Source organism: Acetobacter musti (assembly GCF_011516835.1).
GTDB classification, from domain to species: Bacteria; Pseudomonadota; Alphaproteobacteria; order Acetobacterales; family Acetobacteraceae; genus Acetobacter; species Acetobacter musti.
Map to the genome: position 1 here is coordinate 1 of NZ_WOTB01000012.1, position 26334 is coordinate 26334.

General features: G+C 56.5%; 27 protein-coding genes and 2 tRNA genes. 9 read left to right on the top strand and 20 right to left on the bottom strand.

Annotated elements, in window-relative coordinates; all coding sequences use genetic code 11:
* Positions 1-230: 230 nt before the first annotated feature.
* From GOB93_RS10215 to GOB93_RS10265, 11 genes are all read right to left on the bottom strand, one after another.
* Positions 231-1025, bottom strand: coding sequence for a class I SAM-dependent methyltransferase (locus GOB93_RS10215; protein WP_338422345.1), 795 nt, complete (start codon positions 1023-1025; stop codon positions 231-233).
* A gap of 509 nt (positions 1026-1534) precedes the next feature.
* Entirely contained in the window at positions 1535-1885 is a 351-nt protein-coding gene (locus tag GOB93_RS10220; protein ID WP_173583407.1) for a hypothetical protein, read from the bottom strand.
* Positions 1885-2430 carry a chemotaxis protein CheD gene (locus tag GOB93_RS10225; protein ID WP_173583408.1) on the bottom strand — a complete coding sequence of 182 codons (546 nt, stop codon included), beginning with the start codon at positions 2428-2430 and terminating at the stop codon, positions 1885-1887. Before GOB93_RS10225 ends, GOB93_RS10220 begins: the two co-directional genes overlap by 1 nt.
* A gap of 20 nt (positions 2431-2450) precedes the next feature.
* Positions 2451-2843, bottom strand: coding sequence for a response regulator (locus tag GOB93_RS10230; RefSeq protein WP_173583409.1), 393 nt, complete (start codon positions 2841-2843; stop codon positions 2451-2453).
* Positions 2843-3910, bottom strand: a complete 1068-nt coding sequence (locus tag GOB93_RS10235; RefSeq protein ID WP_173583410.1) for a protein-glutamate methylesterase/protein-glutamine glutaminase — start codon at positions 3908-3910, stop codon at positions 2843-2845. The genes GOB93_RS10230 and GOB93_RS10235 overlap by 1 nt, the downstream gene beginning before the upstream one ends.
* Positions 3907-4755 (bottom strand): CheR family methyltransferase, encoded by an 849-nt coding sequence (locus GOB93_RS10240; protein WP_173583411.1) that lies wholly within the window; start codon positions 4753-4755, stop codon positions 3907-3909. The genes GOB93_RS10235 and GOB93_RS10240 overlap by 4 nt, the downstream gene beginning before the upstream one ends.
* On the bottom strand, positions 4752-5225 hold the full coding sequence (locus GOB93_RS10245; RefSeq protein WP_173583412.1) for a chemotaxis protein CheW: 474 nt from the start codon (positions 5223-5225) through the stop codon (positions 4752-4754). Before GOB93_RS10245 ends, GOB93_RS10240 begins: the two co-directional genes overlap by 4 nt.
* Positions 5222-7177, bottom strand: a complete 1956-nt coding sequence (locus GOB93_RS10250) for a chemotaxis protein CheA (RefSeq protein WP_338422346.1) — start codon at positions 7175-7177, stop codon at positions 5222-5224. The genes GOB93_RS10245 and GOB93_RS10250 overlap by 4 nt, the downstream gene beginning before the upstream one ends.
* A 12-nt stretch (positions 7178-7189) precedes the next feature.
* Entirely contained in the window at positions 7190-7564 is a 375-nt protein-coding gene (locus GOB93_RS10255; RefSeq protein WP_173583413.1) for a response regulator, read from the bottom strand.
* 38 nt (positions 7565-7602) lie between these two features.
* Positions 7603-9117, bottom strand: coding sequence for a methyl-accepting chemotaxis protein (locus tag GOB93_RS10260; protein ID WP_173583414.1), 1515 nt, complete (start codon positions 9115-9117; stop codon positions 7603-7605).
* A gap of 559 nt (positions 9118-9676) precedes the next feature.
* Complete coding sequence (locus tag GOB93_RS10265; protein ID WP_173583415.1) at positions 9677-9895, bottom strand: hypothetical protein; 219 nt, start codon at positions 9893-9895, stop codon at positions 9677-9679.
* Between the two features lie 150 nt (positions 9896-10045).
* Here GOB93_RS10265 and GOB93_RS10270 point away from each other — a divergent pair, with 150 nt between their 5' ends.
* The 5 genes from GOB93_RS10270 to GOB93_RS10290 all read left to right on the top strand — a co-directional run bounded on the left by GOB93_RS10270 (position 10046) and on the right by GOB93_RS10290 (position 15151).
* Complete coding sequence (locus GOB93_RS10270; protein WP_173583416.1) at positions 10046-12262, top strand: prolyl oligopeptidase family serine peptidase; 2217 nt, start codon at positions 10046-10048, stop codon at positions 12260-12262.
* 368 nt (positions 12263-12630) lie between these two features.
* Positions 12631-13194: a NifU family protein gene (locus GOB93_RS10275; protein ID WP_173583417.1), complete on the top strand. Its 564-nt coding sequence runs from the start codon at positions 12631-12633 to the stop codon at positions 13192-13194.
* Positions 13195-13368: 174 nt separating this feature from the next.
* Complete coding sequence (locus GOB93_RS10280) at positions 13369-13950, top strand: malonic semialdehyde reductase (RefSeq protein WP_173583418.1); 582 nt, start codon at positions 13369-13371, stop codon at positions 13948-13950.
* 14 nt (positions 13951-13964) lie between these two features.
* Positions 13965-14687, top strand: a complete 723-nt coding sequence (gene tsaB, locus GOB93_RS10285; RefSeq protein ID WP_173583419.1) for a tRNA (adenosine(37)-N6)-threonylcarbamoyltransferase complex dimerization subunit type 1 TsaB — start codon at positions 13965-13967, stop codon at positions 14685-14687.
* Positions 14688-14698: 11 nt separating this feature from the next.
* The gene (locus GOB93_RS10290; protein WP_173583420.1) at positions 14699-15151 is read left to right on the top strand and encodes a GNAT family N-acetyltransferase; all 453 of its coding nucleotides are present in this window, start codon (positions 14699-14701) and stop codon (positions 15149-15151) included.
* Between the two features lie 266 nt (positions 15152-15417).
* Here the strand turns inward: GOB93_RS10290 and GOB93_RS10295 are convergent.
* Together GOB93_RS10295 and GOB93_RS10300 are read right to left on the bottom strand one after the other, a co-directional pair.
* Positions 15418-15493 (bottom strand) — tRNA-Ala (locus tag GOB93_RS10295).
* 103 nt (positions 15494-15596) lie between these two features.
* Positions 15597-16256, bottom strand: a complete 660-nt coding sequence (locus tag GOB93_RS10300) for a Maf family protein (protein WP_173583421.1) — start codon at positions 16254-16256, stop codon at positions 15597-15599.
* 366 nt (positions 16257-16622) lie between these two features.
* Between GOB93_RS10300 and hemE the strand changes: the two genes are divergently transcribed.
* The 4 genes from hemE to GOB93_RS10320 all read left to right on the top strand — a co-directional run bounded on the left by hemE (position 16623) and on the right by GOB93_RS10320 (position 19579).
* Positions 16623-17732, top strand: a complete 1110-nt coding sequence (gene hemE, locus GOB93_RS10305; protein WP_173583422.1) for a uroporphyrinogen decarboxylase — start codon at positions 16623-16625, stop codon at positions 17730-17732.
* A gap of 3 nt (positions 17733-17735) precedes the next feature.
* Positions 17736-18428 (top strand): HAD family hydrolase, encoded by a 693-nt coding sequence (locus GOB93_RS10310; RefSeq protein ID WP_173583423.1) that lies wholly within the window; start codon positions 17736-17738, stop codon positions 18426-18428.
* 16 nt (positions 18429-18444) lie between these two features.
* Entirely contained in the window at positions 18445-18894 is a 450-nt protein-coding gene (hemJ, locus tag GOB93_RS10315) for a protoporphyrinogen oxidase HemJ (protein WP_173583424.1), read from the top strand.
* A 163-nt stretch (positions 18895-19057) separates the two neighbouring features.
* Complete coding sequence (locus GOB93_RS10320) at positions 19058-19579, top strand: periplasmic heavy metal sensor (RefSeq protein WP_173583425.1); 522 nt, start codon at positions 19058-19060, stop codon at positions 19577-19579.
* Between the two features lie 467 nt (positions 19580-20046).
* Here the strand turns inward: GOB93_RS10320 and GOB93_RS10325 are convergent, their stop codons facing one another.
* The 7 genes from GOB93_RS10325 to mnmG form a co-directional block, all read right to left on the bottom strand.
* Positions 20047-20352, bottom strand: a complete 306-nt coding sequence (locus GOB93_RS10325) for a hypothetical protein (protein ID WP_173583426.1) — start codon at positions 20350-20352, stop codon at positions 20047-20049.
* Positions 20353-20647: 295 nt separating this feature from the next.
* Positions 20648-21379 (bottom strand): SDR family NAD(P)-dependent oxidoreductase, encoded by a 732-nt coding sequence (locus GOB93_RS10330; protein WP_173583427.1) that lies wholly within the window; start codon positions 21377-21379, stop codon positions 20648-20650.
* A 637-nt stretch (positions 21380-22016) separates the two neighbouring features.
* Positions 22017-22092, bottom strand: a tRNA-Lys gene (locus tag GOB93_RS10335).
* An 83-nt stretch (positions 22093-22175) separates the two neighbouring features.
* The gene (locus tag GOB93_RS10340) at positions 22176-23063 is read right to left on the bottom strand and encodes a ParB/RepB/Spo0J family partition protein (RefSeq protein ID WP_173583428.1); all 888 of its coding nucleotides are present in this window, start codon (positions 23061-23063) and stop codon (positions 22176-22178) included.
* A complete protein-coding gene (locus GOB93_RS10345; protein ID WP_338422347.1) occupies positions 23060-23881 on the bottom strand; it encodes a ParA family protein in 822 nt (273 codons plus the stop codon). Before GOB93_RS10345 ends, GOB93_RS10340 begins: the two co-directional genes overlap by 4 nt.
* Positions 23874-24473 carry a 16S rRNA (guanine(527)-N(7))-methyltransferase RsmG gene (rsmG, locus tag GOB93_RS10350; protein WP_173583429.1) on the bottom strand — a complete coding sequence of 200 codons (600 nt, stop codon included), beginning with the start codon at positions 24471-24473 and terminating at the stop codon, positions 23874-23876. Before rsmG ends, GOB93_RS10345 begins: the two co-directional genes overlap by 8 nt.
* The gene (gene mnmG / locus GOB93_RS10355; protein WP_173583430.1) at positions 24470-26332 is read right to left on the bottom strand and encodes a tRNA uridine-5-carboxymethylaminomethyl(34) synthesis enzyme MnmG; all 1863 of its coding nucleotides are present in this window, start codon (positions 26330-26332) and stop codon (positions 24470-24472) included. The genes rsmG and mnmG overlap by 4 nt, the downstream gene beginning before the upstream one ends.
* Between the last annotated feature and the right edge of the window lie 2 nt (positions 26333-26334).

Below are 26334 nucleotides of genomic sequence, written 5' to 3' on the forward strand. Positions count from 1 at the left end.
TGCCAAGGCATTGGGGTTCAATCAGCGCCCATTGGGCGTCCGTCAGCACAAAGCGTTCCATCAGAAGCTTGAATCATAACCCAAGCCTCATGTGAATCCCCACACGCCGTAGTCGGGGTTTCATGGGCAGACTTTGAAACAGCCTCTTATCATTAAGAGACCGCCCCCTTTTATGAAGTTCGGGCCAAAGCCCGGAGAAATCCTCCCCATCCCGCTCAGCGGCAGGTTTCTCAACGAGCAGGTTTGCGGAATTTAAAGACCACCTGGTCGGTCCGTCCTCTGATGGAAGGATCGAACACAGTCGCCGTATGCGGATCAGACGGGTTCCGCAGAACGGAACTCTCGCTTTCAAACACGAAGCCGGCCTTCGTGACCTGATCGCGGATCAGGGCCGGATCGATCCTGTGAAGCGTCGTCGTCGGGGCGCTGCCGCTTCCGGCAATGGCGACATGGTCGATCACGATGAATGTGCCGCCCGGACGGAGAATGCCGAAAACAGCCTTATCGAAGGCCAGCGCGGCATCAGGACTCTGACCATAGACGTCGTGGTAGTTCTGGGAGGTCCAGGCCATATCAACCTGGCCAGGGAGAACAGGCGAGCCGAGCGGGGTCGTCACTTCGCTCACATTGGCGAAAGACGGATCGGCCGCGATTGCTTTTACGGCATCGGCTGCATCCGGCTTTCTGGCGACCCTCTCAGCCGGCACAACGGCATAGACATGACCGGTCTTTCCGACGACATTGCTGAAGATCCGTGTGAAATAACCCTGTCCCGGCATCAGATCCGCAATCTTCATGCCTGGCCCAAGCCCTGCGAAGGCGAGCAGCTGGGCGGGTTTCCGTGTTGCGTCGCGGGAGCGGTCCGCATCCGGGCGATCCCTGTCCGCCAGAGCGGCCGCGATCGGCAGCGTGCGGACCTGGCTTCCCTTCAGAGAATGCTGCGCAACTGCCATACCATCAAAAGACAGGCTCCCCGCAAAAACGACAGAGAATGCGGCAAGCAGGAGAGCTTTCTTGCGGGGCACGGACGTTTCCTTTTTTCAACGATATGACATAACGCATAGCAGACTGGCAGGTTGCTGTCTCAGGCGAGGAGCCTCAGAGCCTCTGCTACAGGCTGTTATAATGTATTCTTTCATCTGGTCATAATGGGTGTGAGAGCACCCTGATCAGAGCGGTTGTATACTTTGTGACCATGCGCGGAGCGTGTTTTCAGGGCCTATCCCCGAACCCCGTAAAGGGACGCGGTCCCATTGATCCCGACATATCTGAAGCTGCTTCAGACGCCTGCCCATGAAACTCTGGACTAATATTAAGAGAAGTTTTTGGTGAAGCTTTTTCCAAAAAGCTTCAGAAGACGCCGCCTTTTTGAAAAAAGGCGGCGCCCAAAAAATTTTATTACTTTTTATCAAAGAGTTAATTATGAGAATTCTTCGATCTGGCAGAGACAGGCAAGTGCCCAGGACGCAAAAAACCATAACATTATCAGTTTATGATGAGAATTTTGTGCATTAAAGGCTTTTGAAACAGCCTCTTAAAAGAGCTCAACCTCGCCTGACGGCTCCGACACCGGAGACAACGCCTGTCCGGTCTTCAGGAACGCCTCGACATCACCAAGCCGGAACCGCATCGTCTCGCCGGTTATCCGCAATTGCTCCCCACTGGCAGAAGCGCCGGTCTCAGCTGAGACCTCTTCCAGAACATGACCGATTTCTCTGGCCATCTGCGTGGCACGATCCAGATTCTGCAGACTTGCCGGAATGCCACCTGTTCCGTCAGTTTCCGACAGGTCATGCTGGAGCCGGTCGAGAAGGGAGCCCAGACTGTCAGCAACAGAGGCGATTCGTGCCAGAAATTCAGGCAGCCCGACGGAAACTGTTTTCATCAGAAAAAATCCGCCTCATGCTGTCTGTCCATTCTGATGCGCAATGCATCTTCCCGGGCCGCTCTGATTTCCGTCGCCGGCATCGTGTCATCCTGAATCACGGCCTGCTGGGCACGACCGCCGACAGGCCAGAATCTGACACGTCTGCCGAACGTGCCACCCGTGCTTGAAGAGACACAGTCAATTCCCTCATCCCGAAGAAATTCCAACGCGAATTCGGAATTCTGAGTGCCAATATTTCCGAAACTTAGCCGTATGTTAGCGCCCCCGAACAGCTTGCATTTAATACGGGACTTCCTGGCACCGATATTAATAAGGGCGTTGATAAGAACCTCCATCGCATGGGCGCCGTAGGAAATTCTGTCTCCCGTCGCATATCCTTCTCCCGAAGGCAGAAGAAAATGATTCATGCCACCGACCCCGGCGACAGGATCGAACATACATGCGGAAACGCAGGACCCGAGCAGCGTCATGAAAATTGTCTCCGAACAGTCAGAGACACGCACATCGCCCTGCGTCACCAGTATGACCCCGTCGGATTGCATGGTGCGCGACTGTCCGCCCGTTACGCGGTTATCGTGCCGAAAACCGCTTCAAGAACGGATTTAAGCTTTGCGACAGTATACGGCTTTGCCAGGAAGTTATTCACGCCGCCTTTAACCGCCTCCTGCACGAGATCTTTGCTGGCTTCGCCGGTAAGGATGATAAAAGCGGTTTTCTGTGTTTTCGGATTGGTTCTGACCGCTTTCAGCAGCTCAAGACCATTCATTTCAGGCATATTGAAATCAGAAATAATCAGATGAACGGAATTACCGTCGAGATAATCGACCGCATCTTTACCGTTTTTCCGTTCCGACACCTGAATGATACCAATCTGAGCCAGGCTGTTCCGCAGAATGGTCCGGATGGACGTCTGATCATCAACGATCAGTGCCCGAATAGCGGATGCGGATGGCATTAGTGCTTCACTCCTGTTGCAGCGCCCTGAGATGACATAAGAAAATCAGCGATCTTTCCGAGCGGCAGCGTTTTCTCAGCGGCGCCCAGTTCCACGGCCACACGCGGCATTCCATAGACCACGCATGTTCCCTCGTTCTGAGCGATCGTCTGCGCGCCGGCCCGGCGCATGGCCAGCAGACCTTCCGCGCCGTCCCGCCCCATGCCGGTCAGAATCACACCGAAAGCGTTTTTGCCGGCGACCTTCGCAACAGATGAGAAGAGTTCATCAACAGACGGCCGGTGTCCCGATACCGGCTCACCCGCATCAAGAGAGGCCGTCAGCCGGCCAGCGAGACGCCTGACATGAAGATGGCGCTGTCCGCCGGGCGCGATATAGGCGTGTCCGGTCCGCAATGTCATGCCATCCTGCGCCTCGGTGACTTCTATCCTGCACAATCTGTTCAGACGTGCCGCAAGGCTCGCCGTAAACAGCGCCGGCATGTGCTGCGTTATCACGACAGGCGCCGTCGATTCCGACAGAGCCGGCAGGATTTCACCAAGAGCCTCAACACCGCCCGTCGACGCTCCGATCGCTATGATTTCAGCAGATCCGTTCCCGGACCCGGACGGCTTATGCGACGATGCATCATGGATGTCCTGCCTGACAGAGGAAGGCAGCCTGCGTTTAACCCCGCTCGCGGCAGCGGCTTTAACGATCGGCACCAGACCGGCATAAGCATCGAGTCCGGAAAGACCCGAAGCCTTCGGAAAACAGTCGAAAGCGCCAAGTTCCAGAGCCTCAATCGCGACATCCGCACCCCGGACCGTAAGACTGGAGACCATGACAACAGGGATCGGTCTCAGCCGCATGATCTTCTCAAGAAACTGCAGACCATTCATATTCGGCATTTCGACATCCAGCGTGATGACGTCAGGTTCATCACGCACAATGATATCGCGTGCCTCGAAAGGATCACCGGCGGAACCGAGAATTTCGATGGAAGGGTCACGCCTCAACGCCGCGGCGATCAGTGCACGGCCGGTTCTGGAATCATCGACTATGAGAACCCGTGTTTTCCGGTTCATGACGATTCCTTCCGGTAGGTGGTCGGAGTGTCACAGGCAGCAAGAGATGCGACCAGCCCCTTCGGAATCTTTTCTGAATGCCCGATATAGAGATAACCGCCCGGTCGAAGATGCGCCGCCAGACGCATCCATAATCTGTCCTGCGTCTGTCTGTCGAAATAGATCGCCACATTCCGGCAGAAAATAGCCGAAAACGGGATACTCATCGGCCACGAAGCCAGCAGATTCAGACGTCTGAACGTAACCAGGCTTTTTACCGGCTGCCGGAATTCCATTCCCCCGTCTGTCGTCTCCATCCAGTTTTTTCTGATTTTATCAGGAATATCCCGACATTCCTCGCGGGTATAAATACCCTCCCTCCCGCGTCCGACCATATCAATATTGATGTCTGTAGCGAGAACCTTGATGTCATATTTATCAGAGTCGGGACATGCTTCCATAATACAGGAGGCAATTGAATACGCTTCCTGTCCGGAAGAACAGGCCGCCGACCAGAACCGGATTTTCTCTCCCCTTTTTGCCAGCGCAATCGCATCCGGCAGCACGATACGCGAAAAATGTCCGAAGTGATGGCCTTCTCTGAAGAAATTGGTAACGTTCGTTGTGATGGCATCGATCATTCGGGAGAGCTCTCTCTCACCGTCGGAAGCGGTCACAAAATCAATATAATCGCTGAAGCTGGGAAAACCGCATTCACGTATCCGACGCGCGACACGGGAATAAACAAGCGATTTTTTCGTCTCTCCCAGAGCGATTCCTGAATAATCATAAACAATATTCTTTATCTTATCGAAATCCTCGTCGGTATAAAGAACTTCACCCGGATGGACAGATAAAGCTGTCATACAGCTTCTTCCATAATCTGTTCTGCAACAGAATCCAGATTCAGGATGCCGATCATACGTCCGTCGAGTGCGATCAGTCCACTGATGATCCCGGATGTATCACCTGTGACAGATGACGGAACGTCCTGAACCATTGCCGGATCAACATCGATGATATCGGAAACCTTGTCGACGAGCAGGCCCGATACCTTATCGCCGATATCGACAACCATGACGACTTCACGGGAGACCGGACGCTCGCTTCCGATACGAAGCAGGACGCGTATGTCGATAACAGGAAGAATGATGCCTCGCAGGTTTATGACGCCGCGCACCCAGGGCGGTGTGCCAGGTAAAGGCGTGGCTTCCGTCCATCCCCTGATCTCGCGCACACTCAGTATGTCGACACAGTATTCCTGCTCACCGACGGCAAATGAGATCACCTTACCGGAGTTCCTGCTGTTGCCGTCGTATTCCCGTTCAGTATTCATATCATCGACTCCGCCGCAGCCATTTCAGAGGGAATGCCTGTTTGTTTTACCCATGAAATATCCGCCGGCTTTCCGGCCCCGGCAATGACGGCAGGCACATCAAGAATAAGGGCGACCTGCCCGCTTCCCAGTATCGTTGCCGCTGAAACACCCGCGATCGGACGGTAATTCGTTTCGATGGCTTTGATCACGATCTGCATCTGTCCGTCGATGCTGTCCGCGACGAGGGCGGTTGTCCTGCCGTCATCATCTTCAACAATCAGCACGACCTTATCGGACCAGTTTTTACTCACCGAAGAAAATCCGAGCGCGCTGCCGATCTCGATCATGGGAATAAAAGAACCACGCACGCACATAAGCGGCATATCATCGGCGACCGGAAAGATATTTTTCCGGTCGATCATCATTGTCTCAACAATGCAGGAGACCGGCAGTATCAGCACCTGCCCTGCAGCCGTCACCAGCATGCCATCCATGACCGCCAGAGTCAGCGGCAGGCTCAGAATGAAATCCGATCCTTTACCCGCTTCGGACTGGATGGAAACACGACCACCTAAATCCTGAATCGCCTGTTTGACGACATCCATTCCAACACCGCGCCCTGACAGATCAGTAACGGTTTCCGAAGTGGAAAAACCGGGGGCGAATATCAGGTTATCGACATCCGCGTCTGACAGATTTGCATCGGGTGAAATGATCCCTTTTTTTTCCGCTATTGCTCTTACGCGTTCACGGTTGATACCGCCTCCGTCATCTTTAATCGTAATAACAATCCGCCCGGACCGGTGCGCGGCTGAAAGCGTGATTGTACCCTCGGCTGGTTTGCCGGCAGCAATCCGCTTTTCCTCGGGTTCTATGCCATGATCGATGGCATTCCGCAGCATATGCGTCAGCGGATCGGTCAGACGCTCGATAAGTGTCCGGTCAACTTCCGTATCCTCACCTTCAGTAATCAGGTGAACACGTTTCTTTGCAATGAGCGATGTTTCCCTGACAACACGCTGCATTCTCTGAAATACCGTGCGCAAAGGCTGCGCCCGGACCGCCATCACCGCGTCCTGGATGTCCCGCGTAAGCTGTCCGATGGCGTTCATCGCGTCCGACAGCGTGGAGGAATCGCTTTCACCCGGAATACTGAGTGCGTTTTTATCGAATGCCTCCCGGAGCGCCGACTGGCCGATGACCAGTTCTCCGACAAGATCCATAACCCGGTCTATGCGGGCCACGTCGACCCGTATACTTGCCGGCGGTGCAGTAACAGGAACCACTGGTGCTTTTGAAACAGGTCCTGATAAGACAGGTGTTTTTGTCTCACACGGACTTTCAGACCGGACAGACTTCGCCATCTCCGCCGGTGGCTCTGCCTCTGCATGAGGCATATTTCCGGACGCAGGAGAGTCTGAGAATATCTCGAATCCTTCAGACAATTCAGGAATATTCTGCGGATCTGAGAGATCCTCCTCAAATTCAAACCGCACGGGCATGAATCCGTCAGGAACACCGTCGTCAGCCTCCGGCGTCGCTTCCGCAGGATCTTCAGACTTCTGCGCTGGCTCTGCTTCTGGCATCGCAGACAGAGCTTCAAGCATTTTCCCGCACTCTTCCGTCCTCTGAGGATCTGCGGCAGGACCGCCCTGCTCCGCGGCTGTGAGATCACTCAGAACATCGGTTGCATGAAGAAATATCTGAAGAACTGACGGTGCAGGCGTAATTTTTCCGGAACGGAGAAGATCGAGAGCCGTTTCAAAAATATGCGCGAATCTGACGAGTTCCGTCATCCCGAACGACCCGGCTCCGCCCTTGATCGAATGCACCGCCCGAAACGCCGCATTGACCGTATCGTGGTCTGCTTCTCCGTTCTCCAGACGAGCCAGAGCACGCTCCAGTTCGGTGAGCTGCTCAGCACATTCTTCAAAGAAGATCGGCCGGATGCTGTCCAGATCGTCCATCATCGCTTTGTCCCGTTATGATCCGATGACACGTTTCAGAGCGGAAAGAAGGACCGACGCTTCAAACGGTTTAACGATCCAGCCTGTTGCCCCGGCATTCTTTGCCCGTGTTTTCTTTTCGGCACTGGTTTCCGTGGTCAGTACGAGAACAGGGATGTGACGACCGCGATCTTTTCCCCGCGCCCCCTCTATGAAACCGTATCCGTCCATACGGGGCATATTTATGTCGGTAATGATCGCATCCGGCGCCGGATTCATTGCCTCCAGCTTCTCAAGACCGTCCTGTCCGTCAACCGCATCAACGACCAGATAGGCGGCGCCTTCGAGAGTACGACGAAGCATATCGCGCATCGTCCGTGAATCATCGACTATAAGGATTGTCTTTTCCATAGCTCTGCTTTCTCCCGTGTCCGTCCGTCCGCGAATGCTCAGAAATCTTCCCAGCCGTCATCGGAAGAGGCATGCCGGGAAACAGCGCCGGTACGAATCTCTCCATTTTCAGGGATCTCAGGGGCAGAGGGATGTTTCATCGCGAGAGATTTCGTCCTCTGTGTCGCCGCCGCTATCTTCCCGACCTCATCCCCGATACGAAACTGGGAGACAGCTTCGGCAAGATCCTTTGTTTCCCGGGTCAGATTATGACTCGCGGCGGTCGTCTCCTCAACCATGGCGGCATTCTGCTGCGTAGTCTGATCCATTTCGCTGATCGCGGCGTTGATCTGCGTGAGGCTTTCCGCCTGCTCCTGAGCCGATGAAGAAATCGATGCGATCAGATCCGATATCGTTTCCACATTCGCAGATATTTTAGAGAGAGCCGTTCCTGTCTGCGTCACAAGACTGACGCCTTTCGAAACCTGACGACCCGACAGGGAGATCAGCTCCTTTATATTTTTAGCCGATGTTGCCGATCGTTGCGCGAGAGAGCGGACTTCCGTCGCGACGACCGCGAAGCCACGCCCCGCATCTCCAGCACGCGCTGCCTCAACCCCGGCATTGAGAGCAAGAAGATTTGTCTGAAAGGCGATCTCATCCATTACGCCAAGAATATCAGCGACCTTTTTGGAAGAATCCTCAATCTCATGCATTGCGGAAATTGCCGACTGCACGACGGATGAAGACTCCGCCGCCTGCTCCCTGGCACCTCCGGCGGCTTTTCGCGCATCAAGCGCTGCCTGCGCCGTACGCTGAACGCCGGTTGTCACCGTGCTGACCGAACCGGCTGTTTTCCCCAGATTGTCGGCCTGCCGCTCCGTGCGACGCGCGAGATCGTCGGATGCCAGAGCGATCTCCGCGGAGCCTGAAGCGATTGTCGAAACACTGGCCGTCACTCTTCCCAGCGTATCGGCAAAGCGGTCGGCAGTCGCATTGAAATCTGTCCGAAACTGCTCGAATTCAGGACGAAACGGCTCTGTATAGCGAAAATTCAGATCGCCTGATGAAAGACGCTGCATGCCGAAAATAAGCTGTCCGACCAGTTCTTCCGTCCATTTCCTCTGCTGCGTACTTTCCTCGGTCAGCTGCTTCTGGCTGATCTCGGCGGCGCGTGATGCCGCGAGCGCTTCCTCATGGACCCTGGTGTTCTCAACCGACATATTGCGGAATTTTGTCAGCGCCCTGGAAAGACGACCCGAGCAGTCCCGGTAATTGTGATACGGAATCGGTTCATCGAGCCTGCCTGCCGCGATTTTCTCAGTGGCGGCTGTAATTTTCTCAAGCGGAGCTACGACAGTACTCATTGCAAGCATCAGCGTCACGAAGATAGTGACGATCTGAAACAGGCTGCCGCAGATGGCCGTTGTCGAGACCCAGTGGCTGTAAACCGGCGCAAAGACAGAGATAACGGAGACGCTCAGCTGAAGCAGGGCCGTAGCAAAAAGAATGCCGAATATTATGTTAATCTTTCTGCGAACAGAAGCGGCAGTTCGCAGCCACGATAAAGACATTCTCTGATCTCCGCAGTTCTCGTCGTGATCTGTTTTTCGGTTGCCCGGACACACGCGGTAAGGCTGCGGAAATTTTATAAAAAAACAGTTACTTTTTTAACAATATACGGTCGGCCGGCATTGCAGATACCAGAGAAAAGACGTTATTTTTATATTTCAGTTCAACCCTATGATAACTCTGAAAGATTTACTTTTATTTTAAATTTTAATATTCAAAAGAATACTTCTAATAATACACGGGATAATGATATCCGCAAAAGATGCCGCTTATCAACTTTGGCATGACGAAACAAAAAATCCTGTATTCGATACAATATAAACCGGAAAAAGAATCAATCTGATAAGTTATTTTTCCAACAAGGTGAGATTATTTTAAACTTCTGTAAACTTTGTTAATACGCTGATCTGAAACACTCAGAGACTGTTTCAAAAGCTTCATCCGGATAAAATCTTTCATAACATACGAATAATATTATGCTTTTTGTCCCACTTATCCGCTCGTCAGCCAGCCTCAAAAAAAGCACCCACGACAAATCTTTGATAAAAACAATAAAAGTTTTTAGGTGCTGCCTTTTTCCAAAAAGGCAGCGTCTTCTGAAGCTTTTAAAAAAGCTTCACCAAAATTTCTTTGTGATTTAAAAGAAATTTTATGAAAAGGATTTTGAAACAGTCTCTCAGGCTCATGCGATAATGAAAAAATGCCCGGCGTGGCCGCACACACAACTCCGACATTAAAGTAACCAGACCCTGTGCAATCCCCTGACATGCCAGTCAGCACTTACTTTCAATGCCATAACCTTCCGGCCCGTTAATTTACCTCTGATTACGATCACCACCTCACAATTGTGACCCCGTCTGGCGTTCCGGCGACGAAACGCTCTAAAAAGAACCAGTCTGCTTTTGGTACTCGGTTCTTCCCGGAGGATTCATGTCCGTCCCTCGCGTTGTCGCTCTCGCTGTTCTGGCTTTTCAGATGACATCTGTTGTGACGACCCGCGCAGCACCGGCACCCGCGAACGAGGCTCCGGATTACCTCTCTGACATTCACGGCGCGGAAGCGCTTGACTGGGTCATGGCCCACAACAGGAAAACCTTCGACGCTCTTCAGTCCGACCCGCGCTATTCAGGTTTTTATGCCGACGCGCTGGCTGTGGGACAGAGTCAGGACCGTCTTGCGAAACCCCGCTTCCTCGGGAAGAACATCTGGAATTTCTGGCAGGACGAACGCCATCCGCGTGGCATCTGGCGGCAGACGACTCTGGCCTCCTACCGGCAGCAGCTCACCGGCTGGGTGACGAAACTGGATGTCGACGCCCTCGCGAAGCAGGACCATGAAAACTGGGTCTTTAAAGGCGCGAACTGCCTGGAGCCGAAAGAACGGTATTGTCTTGTCAGCCTGTCTGACGGTGGCGAGGACGCGGACACGCTTCGCGAATACGACACCCAGGCCGGACTTTTCGTTCTGAACGGTTTTGCTCTGCCACGCTCCAAACAGGCAGTCGGGTGGGTTAACCGGGACACATTGCTGGTCAGCCGTGACTGGGATGGCACAGGAGCCACACTGACGGCGTCAGGTTATCCTTTCGTCGTGCGACGCGTCATTCGTGGCCAGCCGACCGATCTGGCGATTGAGATCGCCCGCGGAGAAAAGAGCGACGTTTCCGTTGATCCGGTCGTGCTGACGGACGGCGACGGAACGCAGCTTCTCCTCATCCACCGGGAGCCGACATTCTTTACGAGCCGCTTCGCGGTCGTTGAAAGCATGGATATCGCATTCCATGGAAACGGCGCGGGACAGCTCAGATGGCTCACACTGCCAGAGCATATCGAACTGCACGGGATGCTCCACGGGCGGCTGATTCTGTCACTGAATGAAGCATGGACGCCGTCCGGTTCGCCGCAGATTCCGTCGGGCAGCCTGGTGTCCGTCGATCCGCACGATCCGGGGCGGGACGCGGAAATATTGTATACGCCAGGCCGGACTGAAGCACTGGACGAAGTCGCTGTGACGAAGGATACCGTCGTTGTCACCTATTTTGACAACGTACGCGGTCGCGCCATGGTGCTCCGGTCACCATCCGTTCCCAGGACTGCTCCGGGGGCCGCCCCGGGAACCACCCCGGGAGCCACATGGTCCCGCGTGGTGCTTCCCCTGCCCGATATGTCGACAGTGCATATTGCTGACGCTGACCAGAATTCCGACGCCGCATTCCTGACTGTCGAGGGATATATCGATCCGCCGCAATTATGGCTTGTGGGAGCCAGCCCGGCCGGCGCCGAGAAGATACGGCAGATGCCGGCTCAGTTCGATGCCAGCGCCCTGACAGTTGAACAGCTCTGGGCGACGTCTTCCGACGGCACGCGCATTCCCTATTTTCTCGTGCGCCCGAAGGGAATGGTGAAAGACGGATCGCATCCGGTCCTTCTCACGGCTTACGGCGGATTTCAGGCCTCCTACACACCCACCTATGCGCCGGAGATCGGCCGGCTCTGGCTGGCCCATGGCGGTCTGTATGCCGTCGCCAATATTCGCGGTGGCGGTGAATTTGGTCCCGCATGGCACGAAGCCGGACGCAAGACGCACCGGCAGCGCATCTACGATGACTTTGCCGCCGCAGGCCGCGATCTGGTGGCACGGGGAATCACCTCGGTTCGTCATCTCGGCATCCGGGGACGATCCAATGGCGGCCTGCTGATGGGTGTCGAGTTTACGGAACACCCGGAACTCTGGAACGCCGTGGTGATCGGCGTGCCGCTGCTGGACATGCTGCATTATGAAACGATGGCGGCCGGCGCTTCCTGGGCGGATGAATACGGCTCGATGAGTGATCCGGCGGAGCGGCATTTTCTGGAGTCGATTTCGCCACTTCAGCATCTGAAAGCAGGCGTGCATTACCCGACGCCGTTTATCTTCACCTCCACAACCGACGACCGCGTGGGACCGGTCCATGCGCGACGGTTCGCAGCCCGGCTGGAAGCCCTCGGAGCACCGTTTTATTATTACGAGGATACGGAAGGGGGCCATTCGGGAACGGTGAACGCGAAAGAAGTCGCCCATGAACGGGCGCTGGAAGCGGTTTATCTCTGGCGGCAGCTCAGCGGTTCGGACATCAGTCACGAGGATCTGCCATCCGGGAAACCCTGATCAGGCGAAAACCGCCTGAACAAACCGGGATCAAAGGGACCGTGTCCCTTTGTGGGGTCCGGGGCAAAGCCCCGCGAAGCCATCCTCCCGTTCAGATATCCGGACACCAGAGATCTTTATTCCCGTTCATTCAGGAACACAGGACGCAGAATCAGCATGCTCCGGAACCCCACCCTGTTCCGTCATCGCTGAAAAACAGCTTCCTCCCGTGACATCCGCTTCATTCGGCTCTGGTCTTCGCCATACGGGGCTTGCCATTCGGGCGGCGTTGCCACATGTCCTGTCTGTATACAGGACCGTCCGTGTCCTCTTTTATCTCCGGCGTCCGGTCAGCCGTGCGGGACCGATGCCTTATCTGGAGTCTGGTCATGTTCATCGAGACTGAAGGCACGCCGAACCCGAACACACTGAAATTTCTTCCTGGCCGGGACGTGACCGGTGACGCCGGCACGGTCGATTTTATCGACGCGGATGCGGTATCCGGCCGGTCGGCTCTGGCCGAGGCCCTCTTTGAACTGCCAGGCGTCTCGCGGGTCTTCATGGGATCGGATTTCGTCTCCGTGACAAAGGCGGATGAACAGGACTGGGCGGAGCTCAAACCGCTGATCCTGTCGGCTCTGGTCGATCACTTCGTATCCGGACGTCCGGCTGTCGAAGCCGATGCGGCGGTAACGGAAGACCCGGTCATGCCGGGTGACGAAGAGATCGTTCAGCAGATCAAGGAACTTCTGGAGACGCGCGTGCGGCCGGCCGTGGCCAGCGACGGCGGCGATATTGTCTTCCGTGGCTACCGGGACGGAATTGTGCGGCTGAGCATGCAGGGCGCCTGCTCGGGCTGCCCGTCTTCAGGCGCAACGCTGAAGCATGGCGTCGAAAACATGCTGCGGCATTATGTGCCTGAAATCGTGTCGGTCGAGCAGGTTCTGAACTGAGACCGTTTTCCCGTCCTGGAATCCACCGGGAACACAGCCTTTCTGTGATCCTGTTCATTTTCGGAAAACCCCGGCTTCCTCCGCGCACCGGGTCCGTGATCCGGTGCGCATCGGGGTGGAAAGCCGCCTCCGGCAGAGGTATGCACGGCACGGAACCTGGACGGGGTAAGGTCTATGCCAGTGGATGAGAGCGTATCTGATTGTCTTTTCCGTAATGCGCGGACACCTTCGCGCTGGAAGGACGAGCCTGTCGCGAACGAAATGCTGCAGACGCTCTATGATCTTGTCAAAATGGGACCGACCTCCGGGAACTGCTGTCCGGCCCGTTTTGTCTTCCTGACGACACAGGACGTAAAGGAACGGCTGCGTCCGGCCCTGTCAGCAGGCAATGTGGACAAGGCAATGACGGCGCCCGTTGTGGCAATCATTGCGTATGATCCTCTGTTTTTCGATTATTTTTCGCAGCTGAACCCGGAACCCGATCTGCGTTCCTGGTTTGCCTCCGATGTCGGGCTCGCCGAAGAGACGGCGTTTCGTAACGGCACTCTGCAGGGCGGCTATCTGATCCTCGCGGCCCGGGCGCTGGGACTCGATGCGTTGCCACTGTCGGGCTTCGACAGCGCGATGGTGGAAGACACATTTCTGGCGGCGGACGGCTGGCGGGCGAATTTCCTTCTCTGCCTGGGCCATGGCGTTCACGACGAAACACCACGCGCCGGACGACTTTCCTTCGATGAAGCCTGCCGGCTGCTTTGAGCGGAAATATAACCTTGCCCGCACAGACCGCTCCTGAACGGATCGTCGTGCTCGACGCGTCGCCAGCCGGTGAGAAGGTCGGCGCCCGGGTGGCGACCCTGAATGCTGACCTGTCGGTTGTGGCATCGGCAGAGCAGGCAGGGCATGAAGGCATCGGCGCACTGGCCGTCATGCTGGAGACGTGCCTGAACGAAGCCGGCTGGGAAACGCCTGACCTCGTGGTGGTCGTGATCGGTCCGGGGTCCTTTACCGGTCTGCGTACGGCCTGCGCCCTCGCGGCAGGGCTGGCGTTCGGAGCAGGCTGTCCGGTCATGGGAGTGACACGCGGAGAAGCTCTGGCGCCGTCTCTGGACGCTCTGGTGACGGCGCGGGGGCTGGACGGGTGGCTTTGTATCTGCGGCGCTCGCCGCGGACGCTGGTTCGTGGAAGAATCTTCCTCCCGCAGAGATACACTGAGAGACACGCTGGCGGAGGTTATCGCGGTTCAGAGCGCTCTCTGGCGCCCTGAGCCCGGATCATGGCTGCTTGCGGGAGACGCCGCCGCCGAAGCCCTGGATCAGGCCGGAAACGAGCGATGCCAGATTGCACCGGTTTGTGACGCTGACTTCCGCGGGATCGCACTGGCAGGGCTCGCAAGGCTGAAGGGTGAACTGCCCCCGCGCCCGGCCCTGCCGCTCTATGTCGATCCCCCGGAGGCGAAACTGCCTCGTGCCGGTCTGCGGGCGACACCACGATGATGCCCGGAGTGATGTCCGGTTCTTCCGTGGACATCGTCGAAGCCGGGGTCATTTTTTGTGATATTTTCTCCGAGATTCATGCCGAGAGTTTCCAGGAGAATGAACGATGGTCTTCTCCGGCATTCAGATCATTTTTTGATCAGCCTGGAACGCTGGCTCTGATCGCTTCGGTCAATGGCGAACCGGCCGGATTCATCCTTGCGCGACAGGTCTCGGATGAGGCGGAGATTCTCACACTTGCCGTACGCCGCATGTTCCGGCGTCAGGGCATTGCCGGTGGACTGATCGGTGCATTGCAGAACAGGCTGCGGGAGATTCGGCCGATCCGTCTCTTCCTGGAGGTCTCGACGCTGAATGAGGCGGCGAAAGCGCTTTATCATGTCACCGGTTTTGAAAAAGCAGGCCACAGGCCACGGTATTACGCGGACGGATCGGGGGCGGATATCATGATATGGGAGCCGTAAGGCACGGGACCTGTATTTTCGGCTATTTTCGGCCCGCCTCAGCCATGCTCAAAGAGCACTTACTGTAAAAGTTTCCGGGTGCTGCTTTTTTTTCAGAGAGGCGGTGTCTTCTGAAGCTTTTTGAAAAAAGCTTCACCAAAAACTTCTTTGTATTTTACAGAAAATTTCACGGGCAGGCTTTTAAGCCCGTCTCTGAGAAATAATACCGGTGGCAGGTACTGTCTCGCCCTGTGACACCGGCTGTTTCTGACGATGTTACAGAAATCTGGTGGAGCCAATGAGAATCGAACTCACGACCTCCTGAATGCCATTCAGGCGCTCTCCCAACTGAGCTATGGCCCCGCTCGCGAACCATGTCATCAGACACGCATCGGAGTGCGGGCGATATAGCGGGGGAAATTCTTTCTGACAAGCCCTGAATGGCGGCCCGCATCACGGAATGATTTCATCCGGCGAGAATGCCGTGTTCCCGAAGCGCATGAAACAGCGGCAGCAGAGGAAGTCCAAGGATCGCGCTGTGATCGCCGCTGATGCGTTCAAAGAAGTGAATACCGGGTCCTTCGAGGCGATAGGCGCCCACACAGGAAAGACAGGCGCCTCCGTCGAGAGCGAAACAGGTCTCCAGAAAATCGTCGGAAAACAGGCGCATGGTCAGAGCCGGCGTCGACACATGATGCCAGAAAACGCTCCCTTTCCGGCACAGGACGACAGCGGAATGCAGGTGATGAGTGCGTCCGCGAAGCCGGCGAAGCTGATCGAGAGCCTCTTCGGGCGAGCCCGGTTTATCGAACCAGACGCCGTCGCAACTCAGCATCTGATCGGCGCCGATAATCACGGCATCAGGATCGGCGAGCGTGTCGGAAACAGCCTGTGCCTTGGCGCTGGCAAGACGGACCGCAACATTCTGCGGCGTATCGCCTGCCGCCTGTCCCACCTCTTTGAGAATGGTCTCATCGACGCCGGCGACCCGCACCTCAAACGGAAGACCGCTGCCGGCCAGAAGAGAACGGCGCGCCGCCGAACCGCTGGCCAGGACGAGACGTGTACTAATGCGGAGGAGAGAAAGCGTCAGTACTTCATTTTCTCCCGAATTCGTTTCGATCATTCCTTTTGCGCCTTCCTCAGATTACCCGACTCGGAAACACATCCGCTTCTGAGGCACGTTAGTACTTCAGTGAGTACTATGCCGGGTACTTTGTACGGTGATGGGGTACACGGGGACAGTACGGGAAAACGGCGTGATGGGTACCGAGTACCGTGGACAAGTGGTACAACCCCGGACGCGGTGAGTTGTACACAGGCGCCTGGGCGGAATTTCTGGATAAGTCAGAAAAGTGACGCTTTTTCAAGAACCTCCAATCTGTACACATCTGGGGAAAGATGGGGTACATTTTCGGAACAGTGGGTACCCCGTCATCCACAGGCCCTATAATCAACTCAACATTTCTTTATTCTCTTTTCTTGTTTAGAGATGAGCCCACTGATCGAAAAAGCTGGTGGACGGATCGTGACGGCGACACTCGGGACTGACGAACACAGACGGCTCCTGCGCACCCTGAAAGGGGAAGCCATGTGGCCGCCCCCGGTGTGGCTGATGCGACAGGCCGGCAGGTTTTTGCCGGAGTTTCGTGCGCTCAGGGAAAAGGCCGACTTCCTGACACGATGCATGACGCCCGATATCGCGACGGAAATCACCCTGCAGCCGATCCGCCGGTTCGCCATGGACGGCGCCATCCTGTTCTCAGACATCCTCGTGCTGCCCTGGGCGATGGGACAGTCACTGGAATTTGTCGAAAACAGGGGGCCGGTTCTTGGCGCGATCCGCAGTGAAGCCGATCTGAACCGGCTGGACCCGAACCGGGTGCCCGACATCACGGCGCCTGTCATGGAGACACTGACGCGGCTCAGAAAGGCATTGCGGGAACCCGTGGGAGCGGCTGAGGCGGACACAGTGACGCTGATCGGGTTTGCCGGCGCACCTTTTACGGTCGCCTGTTACATGGTCGATGGCGGAGGCTCCAGGGAATTCGCACAGACGCGGCTGATGGCCTATCAGGAACCGAAACTGTTCGACCGGCTGATCGACCTGCTGACGGAGACGACGGCGAAGATGCTGTCGGCTCAGATCGAAGCGGGAGCGCAGGCCGTGATGCTGTTCGACTCCTGGGCCGGGCTGTTGCCGCCCCCGGAATTCCGCCGGCATGTCATCGGCGCGACACGGCAGATTGTCAGTGACCTGAAGCGCCGGCATCCAGACATTCCGGTTATCGGATTTCCCCGCCTTGCAGGCGGAATGGCTCCGGAATACGCCCGCGAGACGGGCGTGGACACGATGGCGCTCGATACCAGCGCGGATCTTGCCGCTGTTTCGAAGCAGGTCAGCCCGGAACTGGTGCTGCAGGGCAATCTCGATCCGGTTTCGGTTCTGGCAGGCGGTCAGGCCATGCTGAACGAGGCGCTCGGAATCAGGGACGCAGGACGTGGGCGCCCTCATGTTTTCAATCTGGGACATGGCGTTCTGCCGGAAACACCGCCGGAGCATGTCGGCGAACTGATTTCAGCAATCAGGGCGGTGGGCTGAGATATGACATCTGCATTATCTCCCGACGGAACCCTGCGTCTTGTCATCTTCGACTGTGACGGCGTTCTGATCGACAGCGAAGGGGTGAGTTGCCGGATCATAGCGCAACTGGCGCGGGATCTGGGCGTGCCTGTCTCCGATGAGGAAGCCGTGCCCCGATTTGGTGGCAAGGCGCTTGTTGAAATTAAGCGTGAACTCGAGCAGGCCTGCGGTGCCACATTGTCGGATGACTGGGTCCAGGCAATAAAAATGCAGTTTATCGAGGCTTTCGGACGGGAAGCCGGGGTGATCGACGGGACTTATGACATGCTCGATGCTGTCCAGGCTCTGGGACTGCCGGTGCGGGTCGGGTCAAATTCATCCATGGCGGAAATGGACGCCAAATTTGGTTCGGCCGGTCTTCAGGAACGCCTGAACGGACGAATTCATTCCGCCGTTGATATGAATGCGCCGAAGCCGGCACCGGATGTCTATCTTCACGCCGCCGCTGAGGAAGGTGTGAAACCGGAGAACTGTGTTGTTCTCGAAGACAGCGACACAGGGGCACGTGCGGCGATCGTCGCGGGAATGACCTGTGTTCTGTTACGGCCGGAAGATCAGCCGGCACCGGCATGGCCAGGACTGCTGCGGATCGGCGCGCTTTCGGAGTTTCCAGTTCTGCTTGAGTCCGCGTTGCGGGCACAGGCCCGGAAATGACCGTGACGGGGCAACCATGATCGGGGCGCTGCAGCCATGGTATCTGTGGCTGAAAGCTTTTCATATCATTGCGCTGATCGCCTGGATGGCGGCGACGTTCTACCTTCCGCGGCTGTTTGTTTACCACTGCCAGGTAACAGCCGGCAGTTCCGAGAGCGAGCGGTTCAAGGTCATGGAACGGCTGCTGCTGCGGGCGATCATGACGCCGGCCATGCTGGCGACACTGCTTTTTGGCGTGCTGCTTGTCCTGACCCCGGGCGTCATCGACTGGTCCGCTGGCTGGTGGCACGTGAAACTTCTCGCTGTCGCCGGCATGTTTGCGTTTCACGGTTGCTGCGCCCGCTGGCGGTCTGATTTTGCGCGGGACGCAAACCGGCATACCGAACGTTTTTACCGGATGGCGAACGAGGTGCCGACGGTACTGATGATCGTTATTGTCATTATGGTTGTGGTAAAACCTTTTTGAAATCAGCTTTAACCTGAAAATGAAACCATTCGTGATCTGTGGCCGGTAACTGTTCTTACATTTCGTATCAATATCGCGATTTTTTTGTCATGGTCTTTTGTGTTCATTGTTGTCAGACGAGGTGACCGGGACGGGCCTGGTGACCGACAAGACAGGACAGACCATGAAACGCAGTTTAATGGCGATGGTACCTCTGGCAGCTCTGGCGCTTGGTGCTGTTGCTCTTGAAGGGACCGGAACGTCGGCTCTGGCCCATCCGCCAATGCCGGGTCCGGGGCCGGAAGGTTTCGGCCACGGAGGCCCAGGCGGCCCCGGGTTCGGAATGCCGATGCTCGAAGGCCTTGATCTGACGAAAAAACAGAAAGACGCCGTACATCAGGTGTTCAGGCAGAGTCATGACGGCATGAAGGACCTGCATAAGCAGGAAAAGGCTCTTCATGATCAGGTCGTGGCTCTTCTTCTGACACCAGGGAAAATCGACAGCGCTCAGTTGCAGTCTCTGACGCAGCAGCAGGCGGCTCTGGAAGCGAAGAAAGAAGCTGACCGGATGGATGTGGCAGTGAAAATCCATGACATTCTGACAGCAGATCAGCTGACAAAGGCAAAAGAGCGTCACGACAAAATCTCTGCGCTGCTCGATCAGTTGCATGAGATCGAACATCCGCAGGGCAAGGACGAGGACTGATACCGGAGGTCGTGCAGACCGACCGGCGGTAAAAAGGATCCGGGTATCGCCCGGATCCGGTGGAAATGTCAGAGGCTCAGGTCTTTTGTAAATTTTCCTGAAAGACCGGAGTTAGCGCCTCTGACGGGTCCGGCTTATGCGGAGTTTACGGGAATTCTTCAGGTCAGAGACCTTATTCAAAACCCTGCCCGTGAAACCTCTGGCTCGTTATAAAGAAGTTTTTGGTGAAGCTTTTTTCAAAAAGCTTTGGAATACGCCGCCTTTTTGTAAAAAGGCGGCACCCAAAAACTTTTATTATTTTTTATCAATAGCTTATCGCGATAGTATTCTCTGATCCTGGCTGACGCGAACAGAGGACCGGGATTCAAAAACGTAACATTATCAAATTGTTATGAATCTTTCTGCGCATTTGAGACTTTTGAAACAGCCTTTTACTGAAGATCAGGCCGGAACACAGAAGTCTGCGGTCAGGGACGGGTTTCATCCACATCCAGCCCGAGATTTTCGGCGGCCTCCGAGCGGTTTGTGGCGAGCGGTATCATGACGGCTTTCCGGTCCGGCTGATAGGCGCTTGCATTCCAGCCCCGTGCCTGCGCCAGAGCGCTTACAAGGCGATAGACGATAACCCAGCGGGAGTCTTTAGCCGGTGGTTTCCAGAAGCGCATGGCAAGGGCGCAACTGGCGATGACGAAGGAAGCGATGGATGTCGCTGTGGCCAGGTATGCTGGCGGTATAAGTCTGAAAACAGTTTCCAGGATGCTGGCGGTATCCATAGGCGGGCAGAGTCTCCGGGGAGCGCTGCGCTGCGAATGATATGCTGCGAGACGTCTCCTCAAAAAGAATGTGGATGGGCGTGAAGCCTACCCGTCCCCGCTACCTGTTCAGACACGATAAATCAGAGTCTCAGAGACTGTTTCAAAAACCTGCCCCTGAAACTTCAGCTTAATTATAAAAAGAAGTTTTTTGGTGAAGCTTTTTGGAAAAAGCTTCAGAAGACAGCGCCTTTTTGTAAAAAGGCGGCACCCAAAAACTTTTATCTCTTTATCATATCCTCATGGAGCCGGATGTTTACGCCGTCAGGCCGCCATCGACGCTGAGTGCCGCGCCGGTAATATAGGATGACCGGTCGCTGGCCAGAAAACTGACGAAATCAGCGATATCCTTTACCTCGCCATATTTCGGGATCGCGAGAACAGAACGCAGTGCGTCGCCAGCAGGGCCGTCAGCCGGGTTGAGCTCCGTGTCGATCGGTCCAGGCTGAATGACATTGACGGTAATGCCTTTCGGTCCGAGATCACGCGACAGGCCTTTTGCAAATCCGACCAGACCCGCCTTGGTGGCGCTGTAAATGGAAATTCCGGGAAGCGGGACGCGCTCTCCGAATGCGGAGCCGATCAGAATGATGCGACCACCCTCTTTCATGGCCCGTGCGGCAGACACGGACTCGATCATGACGCCGCGCATATTGAGATCGAGGGTCCGGGAAATATCGTCCACCGTCATGGTGTCCGGCCCGCCATAGGGATAGGCACCGGCGTTGCAGACCAGCGCATCGAGCCTGCCGAACGCGCTGACGACTTTCTGCACGAGCGCCGTATTGTCCGTGACATTGCCGCCGTCAGACTGAATGGCCAGCGCCCTGCGTCCGGTTGCCTCGATTGCCGAGGTGACGCGCCGCGCGGCTTCCGCGTTACGGACATAGGTGATGGCGATATCAAAGCCGTCTTTCGCCAGTCGTTCCGCGATAGCAGCGCCTATGCCGCGGCTTCCGCCGGTCACGATCGCAACGGGTGAGGTCATGGAGATTTCCTTGCTGAGATGTCGTGCTCATGGAGAGACAGGACCTGGTCCGCAGAACCGGCAGAAGCCGTAATCCCTGTCCCACTTCGGGAGACCGCCATCACTGACGGGCTCCGGATCAGTTCCCTGTTACAGGAATAATCCGGCTGTGCCTGCATCTGGTCAGGAATATCTTTTCACAAGGTCGTAACGCGCTCCGAAACCTCCGTCACAGGTGACAATCCCGGTTAAGAAACAGTGCGTGATGTCCGGCTCAGGCTGACAATTGTTTCCCGGAACGAAAAGGCTCCTGCTCTGCCTGAGATGTCAGAATCAGAATGAACAGACGCATTCAGCAACTGATAACATCATCAATCTTTAAGAGATTGTTTCAAAAGCCTGTCCGTGAAACCTCCTGATAAATCATAAAGAAGTTTTCGGTGAAGCTTTTTCCTAAAAGCTTCAGAAGACGCCGCCTTTTTGTAAAAAGGCGGCACCCAAAAACTTTTGTTTTTTATCGGGGATTTATCGTGGAGGGCTCTTTGATTCCGGCTAAAACAAACAGATGACCGGGACTCAAAAAACATAACATTATCAATTTTTTATAAGAATTTTTGTCCCTGCACGACTTTTGAACCAGCCTCTGAGGGAGAAATCCTGGTGGGCGCACAAGGGCTCGAACCTTGGACCCGCTGATTAAGAGTCAGCTGCTCTACCAACTGAGCTATGCGCCCAGGATTTTCAGGACACCGTCCGGAACGGCGACAGACGGGCTTTTACCAGCGCCGTCGCCCGGGTGCAAGCATTACATCCGGATTTATCTGTTCAGAAGCGCAAGCAGGGAGTCGAGCTGATCCAGCGTGCGATAGGAGAAGCGGATCGAGCCGCCTTTACCGTCGAACTGAACCTGAACCTGCAGACCGAGTTTAGTGGAAAGATCACGTTCCAGCATGGCGATTTCCGGGTCGCGGCGTTCGCGAACCGGCTTTTCAGTGGCAGCGGCAGGGGCCTTGCCCGCTTTCTGTACCAGAGCTTCGGTCTGGCGCACGGAAAGCTCTTTTGCGATCACCTCGCGCGCGGCGGCGACAGGGTCGGGATGGCCGAGAAGAGCACGGGCATGACCGGCGGAGAGCTTTCCCTGGGTCACATCCTGACGCAGGGCAGGAGGAAGACGCAGCAGACGCAGCGTATTGGTGATATGAGGGCGGGACTTGCCAATCGCCTGAGCGAGTTCGTCCTGTGTCAGGCGGTAATCTTCAATGAGACGGCTGAAACCTTCGGCTTCTTCCATCGGATTGAGATCGGCGCGCTGGAGATTCTCGACGAGAGCGGCGGCCATGGCGTCGGAATCATCGAGATCGCGGACCAGAACAGGAATCTCATGCAGGCCCGCCTGCTGCGAAGCCCGCCAGCGCCGCTCGCCTCCGATGATCTGATAGGTACCGGGCTTTTCAGGATGCGGACGGGCCAGAAGAGGCTGAAGAACACCCCGTGCGCGGATCGATTCCGCAAGTTCGGCAAGGGCTTCGGGTTCCATGACCTGGCGCGGCTGAAACGGGCTGGGTTCAAGGGACTCGATCGGAAGGGAACTGATGCCGCTTTTCGCCAGTGGCTGACGCGGAGCGGCGACGGCAGGCTGATCTCCCAGAAGAGCAGCGAGGCCACGGCCGAGACGGGGACGGGAGGGTGTCTTGTTCGTGCTCACGCGGGGCCTCGGTTTTTCTGTGTCTTCAGACGGGATCGTAATTCAGTGGCAAGGGCGAGGTAGGACGCGGCGCCACTCGACCGGGGGTCATACGTCATCACCGGTGTGCCATGGCTCTGGGCTTCCGAGATCCGGATATTCCGGGGGATGACCGTTTCCATTACGGCATCGCCGAAGAAACTGCGGGCATCGGCGGCGACAAGTTCCGAGAGATTGTTCCGGCGGTCGTACATGGTCAGTACGATGCCGGTGGTCTGCAGAGCCGGATTGAACTGCCGGCGGATATGATCGACCGTGCGGGTCAGATGACTGAGACCCTCCAGCGCGAAAAACTCGCATTGCAGGGGCGCAATGACACCATCGGCGGCAACCAGCGCATTCAGGGTAAGCAGCCCGAGACTGGGAGGGCAGTCGATCAGAATGTAGTCGTTGTCATCGACAAGTGGCTCCAGCGCCGTCTTAAGGCGCTTTTCCCGGTCATCAACACCGATCAGTTCGATTTCCGCACCGACCAGTTCCGTACTGGCCGAAATGACCTGAAGATTGTCGATACTGCTGTTCTGGACGAGCGAGGAAGCATCACGTTCACCCATCAGCAAGGCGTAGGAGCCGAGCTTTCTCGAATTGTAATCCACACCCAGCCCGGTCGAGGCATTTCCCTGAGGGTCCAGATCGACAAGCACGACGCGCGCGCCATCCTGAGCGAGGGCGGCGGCGAGATTGATGGCGGTCGTGGTTTTGCCAACCCCGCCTTTCTGGTTGGCGACGGCCAGGATGATTGCGGAATTTGGTTTTCTTTTATGCGAAGATTCAGACACGCCTGATGTCACTTATTTTCAGGATGACGCCGCCTGCGGTGCGGCCTGGAATTTGACTGACTGTCATGTGCCAGTCACGTGCGGCGTCGGTCAACTCATCCGGAGCATGTTGCCCTTTCAGAAAGAGAGCATATCCGTCCGGAGCGAGCAGTTTTTCTGTCCAGCCAAGAAGTTGCGGAAGTCCGGCAAGGGCACGGGCTGTCACAACAGGCGCGCGCGGAATCTCCACGTTTTCGATCCGCTGATCCACGACCCGTGTCCGGCAGCCCGTGGCGCGGCTGGCTTCACGAAGAAAAGCAGCCTTGCGACGATCTGATTCAATGAGTGTCACTTCCGCATCAGTCGCAATGGCGAGGATGATACCCGGAAAGCCGCCACCGGAACCGAGATCGGTGATTGTCGTGCCGCGTTCAACAAGCGGCACCAGTTGCAGACAGTCCCTGATATGGCGATCCCAGAGATGAGGGACATCCCCCGGGGAGATCAGGTTGATCCGCGCCGTCCAGCGGGTCAGCAGATCGGCAAAGCAGGTCAGCCGTTCCTGTGTTTCACGTGAAACGTTGGATAAAGCAGCGTCCTCTGACGGCATCATGCGGCCTGCTTCAGATGAGCCAGCAGAGCCATCAGTGCGGAGGGCGTCATGCCTGGAATACGCTGTGCTGCGGCAAAGCTGGCCGGACGCGCCCGTTCGAGACGTTCACGCATTTCCGTGCTGAGACCGCCGATACTGGCGAAGTCGAAACTCGCCGGGACAGCGATCGCGGATTCCGCGTTGAGCTGTCTGATCTCCCGCTCCTGTCTGAGCAGATAGCCGCTGTATCGCGCCTCAGTTTCGATATGCGTCCGGATACGCGGTGGAAGACCGGCGAACCACGGAGCGAGCCGGCCGGCAATGACCGGATCGCCTCCCGATGCAAGAACGTCGAACAGAGTGCGCCTGCGTCCGTCCTGCGAGACGGCCATACCGGCTTGCGCAAGCGCGGCGGGAAGCCATGTTTCGCTGCGGGTGCGGTCCGTCGCTTCCTTCAGAGCTGTACCCATCTGCGTGAACAGAGCGGCACGTTCCGGCCCGACACAGCCCCAGGCAATACCCGATGGCGTGAGACGGAGATCGGCGTTATCAGCCCGGAGACTGAGACGATATTCCGCACGCGATGTGAACATACGATAGGGCTCGGAGACACCCTGAGTGACGAGATCATCGATCATGACGCCGATATAGGCCTCGCTCCGGTCTATCGTGACCGGAGAGCTTCCGCCGGCGCGGCGTGCGGCATTGATCCCTGCCAGCAGCCCCTGGGCAGCGGCTTCCTCATAGCCCGTCGTGCCGTTGATCTGACCGGCGAGAAAAAGGCCGGGAACAGCGCGAAGCTCCAGCGTATTCATGAGCGCACGGGGGTCGATATAGTCGTATTCGACGGCATAGCCAGGACGGACGATCCGGGCATTTTCCAGGCCCGGAATCGTGTGGATCATCGCCTCCTGAACAAAGGGCGGCAGACTGGTGGAGATGCCGTTCGGATAGACCAGATCGCCACCGGGATTGTCCGGAAGGGACTCAGGCTCAAGAAAGATCTGATGTGTCGTCCTGTCGGCAAACCGGACAACCTTGTCTTCTATAGACGGGCAGTAACGCGGGCCACGACCCGCGATAGCGCCCCCATAGACGGCGGACAGATGAAGATGCTCACGGATGATATCGTGCGTTCGCTCATTCGTGGCCGTAATCCGGCAGGAAATCTGCGGGTTGGTGATCTTCTCCGTGAGACGGGAAAATGGTTCGGGTTCGGTATCCCCGCGATCCTCGGCAAGAGCCTCCCACCTGATGCTGTCGCGGGCGAGACGGGCAGGCGTGCCGGTCTTGAGACGTCCCATCGGCAGGCCAAGCGCTTCGAGACGCTGCCCGAGGGCATTGGCCGGACGATCACCGATCCGGCCCGCCGATTCTGTTTCGTGTCCGAAATGGATAACGCCCCGAAGAAATGTGCCGGCGGCAATCACAATGGACGGAGCATGAAGGATCGTGCCGTCTTCGCAGACAAGGCCTGTTACAGAACCGTCGGCCGCCAGCAGGAGATCGCCGGCTGTCCCTTCGGTGATGGTGAGATTTTCTGTCCGGTCCAGAAGATCGTGAATCGCGCTGCGATAAAGGCCGCGATCGGCCTGCGCACGCGGGCCATGCACAGCCGGCCCCTTGGAGCGGTTAAGCAGCTTGAAATGGATGCCGGCAAAATCGGCGGCGCGACCCATAAGTCCATCCAGCGCGTCAATTTCGCGTACGAGATGACCTTTGCCGATTCCGCCGATAGCAGGATTGCAGGACATGGCGCCGATCGTATCACGCTGCTGGGTCAGCAGCAGGGTCTCAGCGCCGCAGCGCGCGGCGGCAGCCGCAGCCTCGCATCCGGCATGACCTCCTCCGACGACGATGACGTCGAACCGCGTCTTCATCA

Bases quoted from the DNA above. Each gene is read 5' to 3' on its own strand.
- hemJ (WP_173583424.1), top strand. From the start codon at position 18,445: ATGATCGGGGCGCTGCAGCCATGGTATCTGTGGCTGAAAGCTTTTCAT.
- GOB93_RS10235 (WP_173583410.1), bottom strand. From the start codon at position 3,910: ATGAACCGGAAAACACGGGTTCTCATAGTCGATGATTCCAGAACCGGC.
- GOB93_RS10280 (WP_173583418.1), top strand. From the start codon at position 13,369: ATGCCAGTGGATGAGAGCGTATCTGATTGTCTTTTCCGTAATGCGCGG.
- GOB93_RS10300 (WP_173583421.1), bottom strand. From the start codon at position 16,256: ATGATCGAAACGAATTCGGGAGAAAATGAAGTACTGACGCTTTCTCTC.
- GOB93_RS10255 (WP_173583413.1), bottom strand. From the start codon at position 7,564: ATGGAAAAGACAATCCTTATAGTCGATGATTCACGGACGATGCGCGAT.
- GOB93_RS10220 (WP_173583407.1), bottom strand. From the start codon at position 1,885: ATGAAAACAGTTTCCGTCGGGCTGCCTGAATTTCTGGCACGAATCGCC.
- GOB93_RS10330 (WP_173583427.1), bottom strand. From the start codon at position 21,379: ATGACCTCACCCGTTGCGATCGTGACCGGCGGAAGCCGCGGCATAGGC.
- GOB93_RS10260 (WP_173583414.1), bottom strand. From the start codon at position 9,117: ATGTCTTTATCGTGGCTGCGAACTGCCGCTTCTGTTCGCAGAAAGATT.
- GOB93_RS10245 (WP_173583412.1), bottom strand. From the start codon at position 5,225: ATGAATACTGAACGGGAATACGACGGCAACAGCAGGAACTCCGGTAAG.
- GOB93_RS10275 (WP_173583417.1), top strand. From the start codon at position 12,631: ATGTTCATCGAGACTGAAGGCACGCCGAACCCGAACACACTGAAATTT.
- mnmG (WP_173583430.1), bottom strand. From the start codon at position 26,332: ATGAAGACGCGGTTCGACGTCATCGTCGTCGGAGGAGGTCATGCCGGA.
- GOB93_RS10240 (WP_173583411.1), bottom strand. From the start codon at position 4,755: ATGACAGCTTTATCTGTCCATCCGGGTGAAGTTCTTTATACCGACGAG.
- hemE (WP_173583422.1), top strand. From the start codon at position 16,623: ATGAGCCCACTGATCGAAAAAGCTGGTGGACGGATCGTGACGGCGACA.
- GOB93_RS10310 (WP_173583423.1), top strand. From the start codon at position 17,736: ATGACATCTGCATTATCTCCCGACGGAACCCTGCGTCTTGTCATCTTC.
- GOB93_RS10225 (WP_173583408.1), bottom strand. From the start codon at position 2,430: ATGCAATCCGACGGGGTCATACTGGTGACGCAGGGCGATGTGCGTGTC.
- GOB93_RS10270 (WP_173583416.1), top strand. From the start codon at position 10,046: ATGTCCGTCCCTCGCGTTGTCGCTCTCGCTGTTCTGGCTTTTCAGATG.
- GOB93_RS10290 (WP_173583420.1), top strand. From the start codon at position 14,699: ATGTCCGGTTCTTCCGTGGACATCGTCGAAGCCGGGGTCATTTTTTGT.
- GOB93_RS10250 (WP_338422346.1), bottom strand. From the start codon at position 7,177: ATGATGGACGATCTGGACAGCATCCGGCCGATCTTCTTTGAAGAATGT.
- GOB93_RS10325 (WP_173583426.1), bottom strand. From the start codon at position 20,352: ATGGATACCGCCAGCATCCTGGAAACTGTTTTCAGACTTATACCGCCA.
- GOB93_RS10320 (WP_173583425.1), top strand. From the start codon at position 19,058: ATGAAACGCAGTTTAATGGCGATGGTACCTCTGGCAGCTCTGGCGCTT.
- GOB93_RS10230 (WP_173583409.1), bottom strand. From the start codon at position 2,843: ATGCCATCCGCATCCGCTATTCGGGCACTGATCGTTGATGATCAGACG.
- rsmG (WP_173583429.1), bottom strand. From the start codon at position 24,473: ATGATGCCGTCAGAGGACGCTGCTTTATCCAACGTTTCACGTGAAACA.